This window comes from Lutibacter citreus (assembly GCF_003260195.1).
In the GTDB taxonomy this organism is placed as follows: domain Bacteria; phylum Bacteroidota; class Bacteroidia; order Flavobacteriales; family Flavobacteriaceae; genus Lutibacter; species Lutibacter citreus.
Genome location: NZ_QEIH01000007.1, coordinates 211,138 through 226,288 on the forward strand (window position 1 = coordinate 211,138; position 15,151 = coordinate 226,288).

13 protein-coding genes are annotated in these 15,151 nt (G+C 29.2%); 6 read left to right on the forward strand and 7 right to left on the reverse strand.

All coding sequences use genetic code 11. From position 1 onward, the window contains the following. Window positions 1–6: 6 nt before the first annotated feature. The 5 genes from DAD81_RS15800 to DAD81_RS15820 all read right to left on the reverse strand — a co-directional run bounded on the left by DAD81_RS15800 (window position 7) and on the right by DAD81_RS15820 (window position 5,041). On the reverse strand, window positions 7–1,170 hold the full coding sequence (locus DAD81_RS15800; RefSeq protein ID WP_111709273.1) for a sigma-54-dependent transcriptional regulator: 1,164 nt from the start codon (window positions 1,168–1,170) through the stop codon (window positions 7–9). A gap of 45 nt (window positions 1,171–1,215) precedes the next feature. Beyond that, window positions 1,216–2,046 (reverse strand): mechanosensitive ion channel family protein, encoded by an 831-nt coding sequence (locus DAD81_RS15805; RefSeq protein WP_245949316.1) that lies wholly within the window; start codon window positions 2,044–2,046, stop codon window positions 1,216–1,218. A 2-nt stretch (window positions 2,047–2,048) separates the two neighbouring features. Next, on the reverse strand, window positions 2,049–3,362 hold the full coding sequence (locus DAD81_RS15810; protein WP_111709275.1) for an ABC transporter permease: 1,314 nt from the start codon (window positions 3,360–3,362) through the stop codon (window positions 2,049–2,051). After that, window positions 3,355–4,281, reverse strand: coding sequence for an ABC transporter ATP-binding protein (locus tag DAD81_RS15815; RefSeq protein WP_111709276.1), 927 nt, complete (start codon window positions 4,279–4,281; stop codon window positions 3,355–3,357). The genes DAD81_RS15810 and DAD81_RS15815 overlap by 8 nt, the downstream gene beginning before the upstream one ends. A 67-nt stretch (window positions 4,282–4,348) precedes the next feature. Then, on the reverse strand, window positions 4,349–5,041 hold the full coding sequence (locus DAD81_RS15820; protein ID WP_111709277.1) for a hypothetical protein: 693 nt from the start codon (window positions 5,039–5,041) through the stop codon (window positions 4,349–4,351). Between the two features lie 127 nt (window positions 5,042–5,168). Here DAD81_RS15820 and DAD81_RS15825 point away from each other — a divergent pair, with 127 nt between their 5' ends. The 4 genes from DAD81_RS15825 to DAD81_RS15840 are packed head-to-tail and all read left to right on the forward strand — an operon-like array spanning window position 5,169 to window position 11,034. After that, a complete protein-coding gene (locus DAD81_RS15825; protein ID WP_111709372.1) occupies window positions 5,169–5,624 on the forward strand; it encodes a MarR family winged helix-turn-helix transcriptional regulator in 456 nt (151 codons plus the stop codon). A 12-nt stretch (window positions 5,625–5,636) separates the two neighbouring features. Continuing rightward, entirely contained in the window at window positions 5,637–8,036 is a 2,400-nt protein-coding gene (locus tag DAD81_RS15830) for a 3-hydroxyacyl-CoA dehydrogenase/enoyl-CoA hydratase family protein (protein WP_111709278.1), read from the forward strand. A 4-nt stretch (window positions 8,037–8,040) separates the two neighbouring features. Beyond that, window positions 8,041–9,225 (forward strand): acetyl-CoA C-acyltransferase, encoded by a 1,185-nt coding sequence (locus DAD81_RS15835; RefSeq protein WP_111709279.1) that lies wholly within the window; start codon window positions 8,041–8,043, stop codon window positions 9,223–9,225. Window positions 9,226–9,240: 15 nt separating this feature from the next. Further along, window positions 9,241–11,034 (forward strand): acyl-CoA dehydrogenase family protein, encoded by a 1,794-nt coding sequence (locus DAD81_RS15840; protein WP_111709280.1) that lies wholly within the window; start codon window positions 9,241–9,243, stop codon window positions 11,032–11,034. Window positions 11,035–11,236: 202 nt separating this feature from the next. Here DAD81_RS15840 and DAD81_RS15845 read toward each other — a convergent pair whose 3' ends face one another. Further along, window positions 11,237–12,352 carry a hypothetical protein gene (locus DAD81_RS15845; protein ID WP_111709281.1) on the reverse strand — a complete coding sequence of 372 codons (1,116 nt, stop codon included), beginning with the start codon at window positions 12,350–12,352 and terminating at the stop codon, window positions 11,237–11,239. A 255-nt stretch (window positions 12,353–12,607) separates the two neighbouring features. On the opposite strand from DAD81_RS15845, the gene DAD81_RS15850 reads away from it, so the two are divergent. Together DAD81_RS15850 and DAD81_RS15855 are read left to right on the forward strand one after the other, a co-directional pair. After that, entirely contained in the window at window positions 12,608–13,027 is a 420-nt protein-coding gene (locus DAD81_RS15850) for a hypothetical protein (RefSeq protein WP_111709282.1), read from the forward strand. Between the two features lie 97 nt (window positions 13,028–13,124). Then, window positions 13,125–13,883 carry an MBL fold metallo-hydrolase gene (locus DAD81_RS15855; protein ID WP_111709283.1) on the forward strand — a complete coding sequence of 253 codons (759 nt, stop codon included), beginning with the start codon at window positions 13,125–13,127 and terminating at the stop codon, window positions 13,881–13,883. Here DAD81_RS15855 and DAD81_RS15860 read toward each other — a convergent pair. Next, complete coding sequence (locus tag DAD81_RS15860) at window positions 13,880–15,151, reverse strand: DUF2851 family protein (protein ID WP_111709284.1); 1,272 nt, start codon at window positions 15,149–15,151, stop codon at window positions 13,880–13,882. The two genes, DAD81_RS15855 and DAD81_RS15860, sit on opposite strands and share 4 nt — an antisense overlap.

Sequence of the window (15,151 nt, forward strand, 5' to 3'; positions counted from 1 at the left end):
GTTTAGCTATTTACTCGCAAACATTTTTACATCTGCCTTTGAAACTTCTTTTTCACCTAATATAATTAGACGTTCTACAACATTTCTAAGTTCTCTAATATTTCCTGTCCAATCATATTCTTGCAACAATTTTATTGCTCCATCAGAAAATGATTTTACCGAGTTTCCTTGCTCCTTTGCTACTTGTTCAGAAAAGAAACTTATTAATAAAGGAATATCATCTCTTCTTTCATTTAGTGCTGGAACTTTAATTAAAATAACAGCCAACCTATGATAAAGATCTTCTCTAAACTTTCCTTCAGAAATTTCTTTTTTCAAATTTTTATTAGTTGCTGCAATTACCCTTACATTAACCTTTATATCTTTATCGCTACCAACCCTTGAAATTTTATTTTCTTGCAAAGCTCTTAAAACTTTGGCCTGTGCAGACAAACTCATATCTCCAATCTCATCCAAAAATATAGTTCCTCCATTTGCAGCTTCAAATTTCCCCGCTCTATCTTTATTTGCTCCTGTAAATGACCCTTTCACATGACCAAACAATTCACTTTCAATCAATTCTGAAGGTATAGCCGCACAATTCACTTCAACCATTGGAGCTTTTGTTCTATCACTTTTTTCGTGTAACCAATGCGCAACTAGTTCCTTCCCTGTCCCGTTTGGGCCCGTTATTAAAACTCTAGCATCAGTTGGAGCTACCTTTTCAATTATATTTTTAATTTGAGTGATGCCTTCGCTATTGCCAATCATCTCATACTTTTTACTTACCTTTTTCTTTAAAAGTTTATTTTCTACAACAAGTTCTTTTCTATCTAAAGCATTTCGAACTGTATTTAATAAACGGTTTAAATCTGGTGGTTTTGATATATAATCAAATGCTCCCAAACGCATAGTATTCACAGCTGTATCCAAATCTCCATGACCGGATATCATTACCATTGGAATTTCTGGTTTTATTTTTTTAGCTTTTTCTAACACTTCAACACCATCCATTTTTGGCATTTTAATATCACATAATACTAAATCGAAATCAGATTTAGCAATCATTTCAATCCCCATTAAACCATCTTCGGCTTCTTCAACTTTGTAAGAATCATTTTCTTCAGAAATAATTTTCATTAAAACTCTGCGAATTGCAGCTTCATCTTCTATTATTAATATTTTTGGCATATTTTTTTTATATTTATGATAGAATATTTATAAGATTATATTCTTTCAATCTTTCTTTTGAAACAAATGAACATCTCTCTGCGGGAATGGAATTTGAATTTCATTTAGTCTAAACTTTTCATCAATTTTAAAACGCAAATCACTTTTTATAAAAAGATGAGAAAAGCTATCGTTTATTGTAAATAATAATCTAAAATTTAATGAGCTATCCCCAAAGTCCATAAACAAAACATTTGGTTTTTTACTTTTTAATATTTTTGGATGTTCATTTGCTACTTCTATAAGTAATTGTTTAACTTTTTCTACATCACTTCCATAGGCAACACCAATATCTATTGATTCTGTTGTTTGCTTTCCATTTTGAGTCCAATTAAAAAGAATATTAGTTAAAAACTTGTGATTCGGAATTATTAGAACTCTATTATCTATAGTTACAACTCTTGTTGTCCTTAATTTTATTTCAAAAACTTTGCCAACTTTTCCGTCAATTTCAATAATATCATTTATTAGTAGTGCTTTATCTAATAAAATAAAAATTCCTGAAATAATATCTTGAAATAAAGTTTGAAGTCCCAATCCTAAACCAACCAATAATGCAGCAGAACCAGCTAAAATAACACTTACATTAGCTCCTGAAGACTCTAAAACTACTATTATCACAAAAACATAAAGAACATATTTTAAAAAAGAAATTACTGTTCTAAACTTTCCTTTATCTTCTTCCTCTAATCTTTTGTTTATAAGTTTTCTTAATAATTTTAATGAAATATTTATTAAAATAAAAGCAATTATTAAAATTAACAGCGCTTTTACTGTAATAATAATTTGTTCACTATCAATTAAACGATAATTTAATATTTTGCTTAAATTTTCCAATTTTAATATTTTAACCATCTATACAATTCTTTATAAGTAGGTTTTTTACCATACATTAAAATCCCTATACGGTAAATTTTTGATGCAAACCAAACTATTGCAATAAAGGTAATAATTAAAAGTACCATTGAAATGACAATTTGCCACCAAGGTACTCCAAAAGGAATTCTCATTAACATTACAATTGGAGATGTTAAAGGAAATAATGAAAATGCCAAAGCAATAGGCCCATGTGGATTCTCAATTACAAAAAAGCCAATATAAATAGCGATCATTAGCGGCATTAAAACAGGTATCATAAATTGTTGAGTATCTGTTTCACTATCAACAGCAGCACCAATTGCGGCATAAATAGAACTGTAAATTAAATATCCTCCAATAAAATATATAATGAATGAGAAAAATAATGTAATAATTGGTAAATTCTTAATTTCAGCTAAGACTAATTGAATATTGTTAGAAGAAGAATGCTGAATCTGCTCCATCATTTCTGGAGGAATATTAACTCCTCCCGAATTTAAACTAGTTGCTCCTGGACCAAAAATAAAAGTTACTATAATAAGTAACAGTCCTGCAGAAACCATCCAAATAACAAATTGTAAAATTCCGGCCAAAGCATTTCCTATAATCTTTCCTAACATTAGTTGAAAAGGTTTAACAGAAGAAATAATTACTTCAATAATTCTGCTTGTTTTCTCTTCAATAACACTTCGCATTACTGAAGTACCATATATAATAATGAACATAAAAATAAGGTAACCAAAAGCTCCTCCGGTAAACATTTTTAATACGCTTCCAATTTTAGAAGATTTTTCTCCTTCAAAGTTTTCAGTGATAAAATCTACATCAGTATCAGTAGATCTTAATTTTTCCAAATCAAAATCCATTGCTTCCAAACGTAAATTTTGAATGCGTCTTTCAAATTTACTTTCAATAGCACTTACCAAACTTAAACTTGGTGTTTCATTGGAATAAAAGGATATTTTATTTGCTAATTTTTTAAGACTATCTACCTTTGGTATGTATATTAAACCATAATAAAATTTATTTGTTTTATTTTTAGCTTCTTCAATCCCTAAGGCTTTTAAATCTATATATTTTATATGCTCTGTATCTTTAAGAATAGTAGCTATTTGTCCACTTTCATCTATGTAGCCAATAGTTCTAACATCTTCACTGTTTTTCTGATTTAAAAATACAATTAACATTACAAGTCCAACCATTAAAACAGGACTTAAAAGTGTTAATATAATAAATGATTTATTTTTAACTTTTGCAAAAAACTCTCTTTTTATAATTAGTTTTAACTTATCCATTATTTGCAACTGCTTTTAAAAATATATCATTAGCACTAGGAATAACTTCGGTAAAATGAGTTATATGGGCCTTATTATTTAAAAATTTAATTAAACCTGTTGAATCTTCATTTTTTGGAAGTTGTATTCTTAAACCCAAATTAGCACCATTATAGTTTTTTGATTTTTCAGTTTTAAATTTTTCTGTAATTGTATTATATAATAAATCTGGAGTATCTGATTTTAAACCAATTTCAAATTGATTTTCTTTAAATTGATTTTTTATATCACTTAACTTACCATCTAAAATTTTATTGGATTTATTTATTAATGCAATATGCTCACACATTTCTTCAACAGATTCCATTCTATGGGTTGAGAAAATAATACTTGCTCCTTCATCCCTTAATTTTAAAATTTCGTCTTTAATTAAATTTGCATTTATTGGATCAAAGCCACTAAACGGTTCATCAAAAATTAACAATTTAGGTTTATGCAATACAGTAACTATAAACTGCACTTTTTGAGCCATTCCTTTAGAAAGTTCTTGAATTTTTTTATCCCACCAATCTGAAATATCAAATTTTTCAAACCAGTATTTAAGTCTAGTTTTCGCTTCAGATTTAGAAAGCCCCTTTAATTGTGCTAAGTATAAAACCTGTTCTCCAACTTTCATGCTTTTATACAATCCTCTTTCTTCTGGTAAATATCCTATTTGATGCACGTGTTCTGGAATTAATCTTTCTCCATCTAAAAATATTTCACCAGAATCCGGTAATGTAATTTGATTGATAATTCTAATTAATGAAGTTTTACCAGCTCCATTTGGACCTAACAATCCAAATATGCTTCCTTCAGGAACTGATATGGAAACATTATTTAGCGCTGTAAAACTTCCATAATTTTTACATACGTTTTCAACTTTTAAAACATTTTTCATTACGCATTATTAAATAATAAAACGAAAATACTTTTATTTTATTAGAAACTGACCACTTCCTGAAAAATTAATGTAGTTTTTGTTCGAATCTATCCTTTATTAACTGAATACTTTCTAAAGAAAATTTAGGTTTAACAATTCTTAAAAATTCTTTTATCCCCCCATCTATGTATACAATCCCTTTTGCAACATCATAACTTTTATCTGAACTGTTGTTCTTAATTTCAAAAGTAATTTTTCTAAACTCCTCCCAAGTTATATATTTTGAAATAGTTACATAATAAACATCTTGTTCCATATTCGATTTAAATACCCCTTCAGCTAACTTTTCAATATCGAAAAAACGATTTATTCTAATTAAAGAATCTGTGTCTTTAAATTTTTCACTTTTGGCAAAATCATAACCAGCATCTTTATAATATTGTTGAATTTGTTCAATTTCAGTATATCTATTAATTCCTTTTACACGAATTCCATTTAATTTTCGTGAACCTATTGTTACCTCGCACTTTGCACTATCTAAACTTAAATTATACTTTTCATTAATAGCTGCTGTAACCCTTAAAATTTTCTCAAAAGAATTTGGGGTTTTAGTTACAAAAATAATTGAATCGGGTTTTTTAATATCCGTAAACCTACTATAATATGAATTAAATGGGTTTGGAACATTTATCACAAATGTTCTAGGGATTTTATTTTCATCAACCGTATCTATATTTTCTTGTTTAATAATTTTCCCAACATATTCTAATGATGCCATAAATTCTGTTTTAAGTTAGTTGGTTAAACTTATCCTTTTTTTTTATAAAAACCAAACAAAAAACGATTGTAAAACATTTTTTTTAATTTTATTATGCGTGCATAGTATTTTTTTATATATTTGGGAAATGCAGAAAGAACTAACTATTGATCACGTACTTAGAGCAACTTGGCAAACAGTTGCTAAAATGTACAATGAACAAGCAGTAAAATACAACAGTACAATGGCCATGGCTTTTGTACTTTTAAATATAGATTCTAAAAATGGAACTCCATCAACTTCGTTAGGACCACAAATGGGAATGGAACCTACAAGCCTATCACGCATATTAAAAAGTATGGAAGAAAAGGGAGCCATTTACAGAGAAAAAAACCCAGTAGATGGACGCAGTGTTTTAATAAAATTAACACCTTTTGGAAGAGAAAAAAGAGAAATTTCTCGCGAACATGTAATTAAATTTAATGAGACTGTTAGAAAGTCTATCTCTGAAGAAAAAATAAATCATTTCTTTGAAGTTACTGAAACTATAAACAATTTAATCTCAAATAAATCTATATTTTCAGAATCAAAAACAACAATATAAAAAATCAAAACAATGAAAAGACCAATAAAAAAAGTAGCAATAATTGGGTCAGGAATTATGGGCTCTGGTATTGCTTGTCATTTTGCAAACATTGGTGTTGAAGTTTTACTTCTTGATATAATTCCTCGTGAATTAAATCCAATAGAACAATCTAAAGGACTTACTCTTGAAAGTAAAATTGTTAGAAATAGGCTTGTTAATAATAGTTTAAAAGCAGCCTTAAAATCTAAACCATCACCTATTTACAATCAAAAATTTGCATCTCGAATTTCTACAGGAAATTTAGATGATGATTTACACAAGATTAAAAATGTTGATTGGATAATTGAGGTTGTTATTGAACGTTTAGACATTAAAAAATCTGTATTCGAAAAAATAGAAAAATATCGCAAACCTGGAACTTTAATAACTTCAAATACTTCTGGAATTCCTATTAGTCATATGAATGAAGGAAGAAGTGAAGATTTTCAAAAACATTTTGCTGTTACTCATTTTTTCAATCCACCACGTTACTTAAAACTATTTGAAGTTGTTCCTGGTCCAAATTGTTCTCAGGAAGTTATCGACTTTTTAATGATGTATGGAGAGAAATTCCTTGGAAAAACTTCTGTTTTAGCAAAAGACACTCCTGCTTTTATAGGTAACAGAGTTGGTATTTTTGGTATTATGAGTCTTTTTCATCAAGTTAAAGAATTAGGTTTAACAGTTGAAGAAGTAGATAAATTAACTGGTCCGGTTATAGGACGCCCTAAATCGGCAACTTTTAGAACTGTTGATGTTGTTGGTTTAGATACTTTAGTGCACGTTGCAAATGGAATATTTGCAAACTGCCCTAACGATGAATCACATGAATTGTTTAAACTTCCTGCTTTCATTAATACAATGATGGAAAATAAATGGCTTGGAAGTAAAACCAAACAAGGTTTTTACAAGAAAGTTGTTGAGGGAGGTAAAAAATCAATATTTGCACTAGACCTAGACACATTAGAATATCGCCCAAGTAAAAGAGCAAAATTTGCAACTTTAGAGCTAACTAAAACTGTTGATAAAGTTATTGACCGTTTTAAAATTCTAGTAAAAGGAAAAGACAAAGCTGGAGAGTTTTACAGAAAGAATTTTGCAGCTATGTTTGGCTATGTTCAAAATAGAATTCCTGAAATATCAGATGAATTATATAGACTAGACGATGCTATGAAAGCTGGTTTTGGTTGGGAACACGGTCCTTTTCAAATTTGGGATGCTATAGGTCTTGAAAAAGGAATTGAGTTAATGCAGGCTGAAAATATTCCTGTTGCAACCTGGATAACTGAAATGGTTGCCAGTGGAAATAAATCCTTCTACACTGTTTGTGATGGAGCTAAATATTATTATGATATTCCTTCAAAAAATCAAGTTAAAATTCCTGGTCAAGATAGTTTTATAATTCTTGATAATATTAGAGAAGCAAAAACAATCTGGTCAAATTCCGGAGCTTCCATACAACATTTAGGCAATGGAATTTTAAATGTAGAATTCCAATCTAAAATGAATACACTAGGTGGCGAAGTTTTACAAGCTATTAATAAAGGTATTGATTTAGCTGAAACTGAATATGATGCCGTAATTCTTGGAAACCAAGCAGCTAATTTTACTGTTGGCGCTAATTTAGGAATGGTTTTTATGATGGCTGTTGAACAGGAATATGATGAGTTAAACTTCTCAGTTAAATATTTCCAAGATACGGTTATGAGACTTCGCTACTCCTCTTGCCCAACTATTATTACGCCACATGGATACACCTTTGGTGGTGGTTGTGAATTAAGTATGCACGCTGATAAGGTTATTGCAGCTGCCGAAACTTATATTGGTTTAGTTGAATTTGGAGTTGGAATAATTCCTGGTGGAGCCGGTTCAAAAGAAATGGCTTTAAGAGCTTCAGAAGGTTTATTAAAAGATGATGTAAAACTAAATAAATTACGTGATTACTTTATTAATGTAGCAATGGCCAAAGTTGCAACTTCTGCACACGAAGGGTATGATTTAGGTTTCTTTAAAGAGCATAAAGATATTGTTGTAGTAAATAAAGACCGTCAAATTGCAACAGCCAAACGCCATGCAATTCAAATGCTTGAAGATGGTTACACACAACCAGTTCCTAAAAAAGTACAAGTTTACGGACAACAAGCATTAGGTATGTTTTTAGTTGGAACTGATAGTTTAGAAAAAGGACATTATGCCTCTGAACACGATAAAAAAATAGCCAATAAACTAGGTTATGTTATGGCTGGTGGAGATTTATCTGAGACAACAATGGTTTCAGAACAATATCTATTAGATCTTGAACGTGAAGCTTTTATGAGTTTAATGACAGAACGTAAAACTTTAGAGCGTATTGAGCACATGTTAAAAACAGGTAAACCTTTAAGAAACTAAAAAAATGAAAACAGCATATATAGTACAAGGATATAGAACCGCAGTTGGAAAAGCTCCAAAAGGAGTTTTCAGATTCAAAAGACCTGATGAATTAGCTGCAGAAACTATTGAACATTTATTAAAAGATTTTCCACAATTAGACAAACATAGAATTGACGATGTAATTGTTGGTAATGCAATGCCCGAAGCTGAACAAGGTTTAAATATTGGACGTTTAATTTCATTAATGGGATTAAAAATAGAAGACGTTCCTGGAATGACAGTAAACAGATATTGTGCATCAGGACTAGAGACTGTAAGTATTGCAGTAGCTAAAATTCAATCTGGAATGGCAGATTGTATTGTTGCCGGTGGTGTTGAGAGTATGAGTTATATTCCAATGGGTGGTTATAGGCCAGTACCTAATTATAAATCTGCTAAAGAAGGAAATGAGGATTATTACTGGGGAATGGGTTTAACAGCTGAAGCTGTTGCTGAACAATTTAAAGTTTCTCGTGAAGATCAAGATGAATTTTCTTTTAAATCCCATATGAAAGCTTTAGAAGCCCAAGCTAACGGAACTTTTAATGATGATATTGTTCCTATTACAGTTGAAAATATATTTTTAGATGAAAATGGTAAAAAACAAACTAAAAATTATACAGTTTCTGCAGATGAAGGGCCACGTAAAGGAACTTCAATGGAAGCATTGGCTAAATTAAGACCTGTATTTGCTCAAGGTGGAAGCGTTACTGCTGGTAACTCTAGTCAAATGAGTGATGGAGCCGCATTTTTATTAGTTATGAGTGAAGAGATGGTAAAAGAATTAAATATTGAACCTATTGCTCGTATGGTCTCTTTTGCCGCAGTAGGTATTGAACCTAGAATAATGGGAATGGGACCCGTTAAAGCAATTCCAAAAGCTTTAAAACAAGCTAGCTTAACACTTAATGATATTGATTTAATTGAGCTAAATGAAGCATTTGCTTCACAATCATTAGCTGTTATGAGAGAACTTGATATAAACCAAGATATAGTAAATGTAAATGGAGGAGCTATTGCTTTAGGTCACCCACTTGGTTGTACTGGAGCAAAATTATCAGTCCAGTTATTTAACGAAATGCGCAGACGTAAAAACAAATATGGTATTGTAACTATGTGTGTTGGTACTGGTCAAGGTGCAGCAAGTGTTTATGAATTATTAAAATAAAACCTATCTAAAAAAATGGCAACAATAAAAGGAGGAGAATTCCTAATAAAAGAAATTAAAGCAGAAGATATTTTTATATCCGAAGAGTTTAATGAAGAACAAAATATGATGAAAGATGCGGTTATAGATTTTATAGACCGTGAAGTTTGGCCTCATAAAGAACGTTTTGAAAATAAAGATTATGCACTTACTGAAGAAGTAATGCGTAAAGCCGGTGAAATGGGTTTTTTAGGTGTTTCAATTCCTGAACAATATGGCGGAATTGGAATGGGATTTGTTTCAACAATGTTGGTTACAGATTATATTTCATCTGCAACAGGATCTCTAGGTACTGCTTTTGGAGCACACACAGGTATTGGAACAATGCCAATTTTCTTATATGGAACAGAGGCTCAAAAAAATAAATATTTACCTCTTTTAACTTCTGGTGAAAAATTTGGAGCATATTGTTTAACTGAACCAGGTGCTGGTAGTGATGCAAATTCAGGTAAAACAACTGCAGAATTAACTAAAGATGGTAAGCATTATAAAATTAACGGTCAAAAAATGTGGATTTCAAACGCAGGTTTTGCCGAAATATTTATTGTGTTTGCACGTATTGAAGACGATAAAAAAATTACAGCTTTTATTTTAGAATATGATAAAGAAAATCCGAATGGAGTTACTTTAGGAGCTGAAGAACATAAACTTGGAATTCACTCCTCCTCTACTAGACAAGTATTTTTTAGTGATACTCTGATTCCTGTTGAAAATATGCTTTCTGAAAGAGCTAAAGGGTTTAAAATTGCAATGAACTCTTTAAACGTAGGGCGAATTAAATTAGGTGCCGCTTGTTTAGATGCAAGTAGAAGAATTATAACTAATGCCGTTCAATATGGAAATGAACGTAAACAGTTTAATACAGTAATTTCCAATTTTGGTGCAATTCAGAAAAAATATGGTGAAATGTGTGCTAAAACTTTTACTATAGATGCTGCTTGTTATAGAGCTGCAAAAGACATTCAAAATATGATTGATGCAGGTTTAGCTGAAGGTAAATCTCACCAAGATGCTGAATTAGCTTCTTTCCAAGAATATGCTATTGAATGTGCAATTATAAAAGTGTACGCTTCAGAAGTTTCTCAATTTGTTTCTGATGAAGGAATTCAAATTTTTGGTGGAATGGGATTCTCAAAAGACACGCCAATGGAAAGTGCTTGGAGAGATGCTCGTATTACCAGAATTTATGAAGGAACTAATGAAATTAACCGTTTATTAACCGTTGGAATGTTGCTTAAAAAAGCAATGAAAGGAGAAATTGATGTATTAACACCTGCAATGGAAGTTGGTAATAGCTTAATGGGAATACCTTCATTTGACACACCTGATTATTCTGAAGTACTTTCAGAAGAAAAAGCAATGATAGCTAAACTAAAAAAAGCCTTTTTAATGGTTGCTGGTAAAGCAGTTCAAACTTTTGGAATGGATTTAGAGCAACATCAACAATTAATTTTAGCGGCAGCCGAAATTATGATTGAAGTTTATATGGCTGAATCTGCAATTTTAAAAGCTGAAAAATTAGCTAAATCTACTTCAGAAAAAGAAGCTGAAATTCAAATTGCTATGGCTAAATTAAATTTATTTAATGCTGTTGAAACTGCTAACAGTTTTGGAAAAGAGGCTATTTTATATTTCGCTGAAGGAGATGAACAAAGAATGATGCTAATGGGTTTAAAACGATTTACAAAATACACAAACAACCCAAATCCTATAAAATTAAGAAAAGCAATTGCTGAAAAGTTAATTGCTGAAAACAAATATTGTTTCTAAGAGACAATTAATTCGATCAATCAATAATTCAAATGCCATAACTTAATTGTTATGGCATTTTTTATTTAATTCAAAAGAGCTTATCTAAAAAGTAAATTTTCTGATAACTTAAACTACGTTCAGGTTTTTATAATTAATAGTTAAAATTAGAATAATAATTTCTATCACTATTTAGTTAACTTCTTTTTTTAAGTAGATTATTTTAATTCACAATGGTTGCTAATGAATTTATAAAAGCTTCGTGTACTTCATTTACACTAAGAATTTTTCCTTTAGGAAATGTGTTTTTAGCTAATAAATAACCTTGGTTTGCAGCTTCAGCTCTTTGTAATGGTGTTCCGTGATGTCCATCACTTGTAAATCCACAATCACCTATATTGAAAAACAATTCATTAAAATCTTGAACTCTTTTCAAGTTATATGTTGCTCCTCTTTTATGAGTTAAATAATACGCAGCAATAAAATCAGCTTCTAACTCTGTAGTTCTAGTTGCTTCAGGAACATTATCTGCTGCCCCATTAGGATACCATTCACTTCTATTATTAGTTTGTATTTGGTGTGCCCATTCATGAGCTAAAATACCATTCCATACAACCTTAGCGTCAACTCCTGCTTCCGAAGCTAATTCAACTAAACCATCTCCAATAACAATAAGATCTCCTTGCCCCAAATACCCATCTAATGATATTGCAAAACCATCAAACGAAATTAATGGAGTTTCTATTAGGAATGTGCTTTCTAGATTTACATAATTTATAAAAAAATCAGCATATTGTTCCGCAACTTCTTGAGGATAACCGTACCAAAATGTTAAAATTTCAATTATTTTTTCTGGATCATTTAAAGTATTATTATGTTGACCTCTTACTTCAATTTCATTTGGCATATTCCAAAACTTTTCTAAGTTTCTGGTTATCTTTTTAACTAAGTTGGTATATTGCCCTTTATCTCCAAAATACTGTTTACTTTCATCTGTAATTGTATAATAAAAATTAAAATCAACATAATCATAATAATAATCAAATCCTAATTGATCTAAATTACTACTTACTGATTGATCAATTACCTCATTAAATAAGGTTGGACCACATTCACTTTCTGATATCGCATCTTCAATATTGAAAGAAAAATCTTTACTAAAGGTTAAATTTAAATTACGTGTAGCTATTAATCCAGGTTCTGGATTAGAAACACCTTTAGCACTTAATTCTTTTTCGACCGATTGAGGCATAACATCTTCTCCTGAATCTGAACAAGAAATAGAAATTAAACTTGAAACTAAACCTACAACAATTAACTTTTTTAAATTTTTTCTCATATTTATTTGTTTTTTTAATTAATAAGGTCTCAATATAAAATAATTATTTGACAATAAACAACACCAAATCAAATATTTGCATCTATTCACCTGGGAATTAAACATGTTTTTTATAATTACATTAAAAAATGTAATAACAATTAAGTTATTGTATTTTTTGTGTTTATTTTCTTTTCAGTAATTTTTTTTTGTAACTTTATAGTAGTAAAAAATACTTTTTCTACACCAATTGTATAATCACTTAAATTAAAGATTATGAAAAAAAACATTGGAATTTGGATAGACACAAAACAAGCTATTATTATTAATTATCCTTACAACAGTAAAAATTCTGTAAAAAAAATTGAATCTAATATTGAAACTCGTGAGCGAGTTAAAGGAGAATCAAAAAAATTTGGAAGATTTGGGGGGCAGTATTTAACCTATGAAAAAAATAGGCTGAATAGAAAAAATCTCCAAACAAATTACTTCATTAAAGATTTAATTAAAGAAATAGACAATTGTGATGGATTGGTAATCTTTGGACCTTCAAAAATGAAAAATTTACTTGAAAAAGAAATCTCATCTAATATGCGTTTGTCAAAAAAACTTTTAGGCGTACAAAGCTGTGACTTAATCACTGAAAATCAAATGGTTGCTTGGGTGAAAAATTATTTTGAAAGCAGAAAATCTTAAGAACTAAAAAGGTTAGATTTCTTTTTAATCTATTTGGCATAGAATTGGCTTTAGTAATTAATGTATATTTATTATTAAAGCTAATTAAAATTATAAAATGAAACTTAAAATACTCCTATTTTCTCTGCTATTATTAATTATAGAAAGTAATTTTGCTCAGAACAATTATGATGAAATTAAAACGACTAATGGTGTTTTAAAAATTTATCCAATTCAACATGCAAGTTTAGTTTTATCACATAATAATAAAATTATAATTGTTGATCCTAATGAAAATTCTGAATTTTATAAAAATTTTAAATCTCCAGATATTATTTTAATTACGGATATACATGGAGACCATTTAAACTTAGAAACATTAGATAAAATTGATACTTCAAAAAGTATTTTTATTGTTCCAAATGCTGTAGCTGAAAAACTTCCTTCAAAATACAATTCAAAAATTATAGTTCTTAAAAATAAACAAGGAATACATAGATTCAATTATTTTATACAAGCTGTTCCAATGTACAATTTACCTGAAGAATCAAATTCTAAACATCCAAAAGGTAGAGGAAATGGCTACATATTAAATATTGATAATAAACGGATTTATATTTCAGGAGATACAGAAGATACAACTGAAATGAGATCTCTTCAAAATATTGATATTGCTTTTGTTTGTATGAATTTACCTTATACAATGGATATCTATCAGGCTTCTTCAGCTGTTTTAGAATTTCAACCAAAAATAGTTTACCCTTACCACTATAGAGGAAAAGATGGTTTAAGCGACGTAAAAAAATTCAAAGAAATGGTAAACTCTAAAAACTCAAACATAAAAGTGAATTTAAGAGATTGGTATGGTACAAATTAGTTTTTCAATAAATTAGTACCTATTGCACAATTTAAACATAGGTTTTTATTACAATATTCCTTTTTTAAATGTAATAATGCTTGAGTAGTAAACGCATTCTCACTTTTTATTTTTAACATTTCAAAATTTGAAATTATTGTGTTTTTTTCTGGCTTTATTTGCTCCATTAATTCTAATAATGAATTAAAATCACTTTTACCCATGCTTTTTAAATAGACAAATTTTAAAGGAATTATTGTGTTTATAATTAATAAATCTATAAAAGATTTGGTGAGTTTTTTTGTACTCTTCTTAGATTCAGTTTCAAAAGTATAGTGCGTTTCCCAAAATGGTAATGTTTTTACTTCAAACAAATCATAAAACTCATTTAAAGTCTCGGCTGCAATAATTTTTGAGAATAAATTTTGATGCACACTATACAAACTAACCAATTGGGAAAGCCTTATACTTGGAAAATTGCTTGGACGTAATCTAAAAAATTGAATTTGAGTTATAGCTATTGGATTTAAATTAAATTTAGTCTTTAAATAATCATATTCATTTTTAAGTTTTGAATAATAATGAGACTCGCATTCTTTTGAAAGTAGAGCCGCCTGCCCAAAGAATAATGCTTCTAGTTGTTCTTGGTTACCAAATAATTTTCTAATAATATTAAAATCAAAGGAATTAGCAAAATTTAAAAATGATTCTCCATTTACTTTCAAACCAAAACCTTTAGCTAACAATTTAAATAAGGTAGCTTCCCAATGATTATTATTGCTTTTTAACAACTCTAAAACTAACTTCGATTTTAATTCTAATCTATCAATAAAAAGACGCTCTGTCCAATTTTTTAAAACAAACGAATCAATACTTCCTATTTCATTTTCACAATTTATCCATTTCTTTTTATCATTCATTAATTTATAATACTTGTTTAGTAACTCACTAGATATTAAATTCTTTAATTCTAAGGTTGGTATTTTTTCATTAGATTTTCTAAAAATTTCAACATCATGCTCCCAAACAACATGTAGAATTACAGAATCATAGTTAGAATCTAACTCATGATTGTGCTGATACCAATCTGATGAATGAATATGAATTTCAACATTCCCTGCCCAAACTTGATTATTAATTTCAATTTTCGAATTAAAAAAATCTGGCCCAGAATTTAAATTATGAATTCCATTAGAAATAATTCTAATTCTTTCTCCTTTAGTTGTAAATATATTTTCATTAGGAAACAACCTAAGTTTCCAAATAAAATGCAGTAAGTTTTCGTTCAT

Excerpts from the sequence above, each read along its gene's own strand:
- DAD81_RS15825 (WP_111709372.1), top strand. The coding sequence starts at position 5,169 with ATGCAGAAAGAACTAACTATTGATCACGTACTTAGAGCAACTTGGCAA.
- DAD81_RS15860 (WP_111709284.1), bottom strand. The coding sequence starts at position 15,151 with ATGAACGAAAACTTACTGCATTTTATTTGGAAACTTAGGTTGTTTCCT.
- DAD81_RS15820 (WP_111709277.1), bottom strand. The coding sequence starts at position 5,041 with ATGGCATCATTAGAATATGTTGGGAAAATTATTAAACAAGAAAATATA.
- DAD81_RS15835 (WP_111709279.1), top strand. The coding sequence starts at position 8,041 with ATGAAAACAGCATATATAGTACAAGGATATAGAACCGCAGTTGGAAAA.
- DAD81_RS15810 (WP_111709275.1), bottom strand. The coding sequence starts at position 3,362 with ATGGATAAGTTAAAACTAATTATAAAAAGAGAGTTTTTTGCAAAAGTT.
- DAD81_RS15800 (WP_111709273.1), bottom strand. The coding sequence starts at position 1,170 with ATGCCAAAAATATTAATAATAGAAGATGAAGCTGCAATTCGCAGAGTT.
- DAD81_RS15855 (WP_111709283.1), top strand. The coding sequence starts at position 13,125 with ATGAAACTTAAAATACTCCTATTTTCTCTGCTATTATTAATTATAGAA.
- DAD81_RS15815 (WP_111709276.1), bottom strand. The coding sequence starts at position 4,281 with ATGAAAAATGTTTTAAAAGTTGAAAACGTATGTAAAAATTATGGAAGT.
- DAD81_RS15840 (WP_111709280.1), top strand. The coding sequence starts at position 9,241 with ATGGCAACAATAAAAGGAGGAGAATTCCTAATAAAAGAAATTAAAGCA.
- DAD81_RS15830 (WP_111709278.1), top strand. The coding sequence starts at position 5,637 with ATGAAAAGACCAATAAAAAAAGTAGCAATAATTGGGTCAGGAATTATG.
- DAD81_RS15850 (WP_111709282.1), top strand. The coding sequence starts at position 12,608 with ATGAAAAAAAACATTGGAATTTGGATAGACACAAAACAAGCTATTATT.
- DAD81_RS15845 (WP_111709281.1), bottom strand. The coding sequence starts at position 12,352 with ATGAGAAAAAATTTAAAAAAGTTAATTGTTGTAGGTTTAGTTTCAAGT.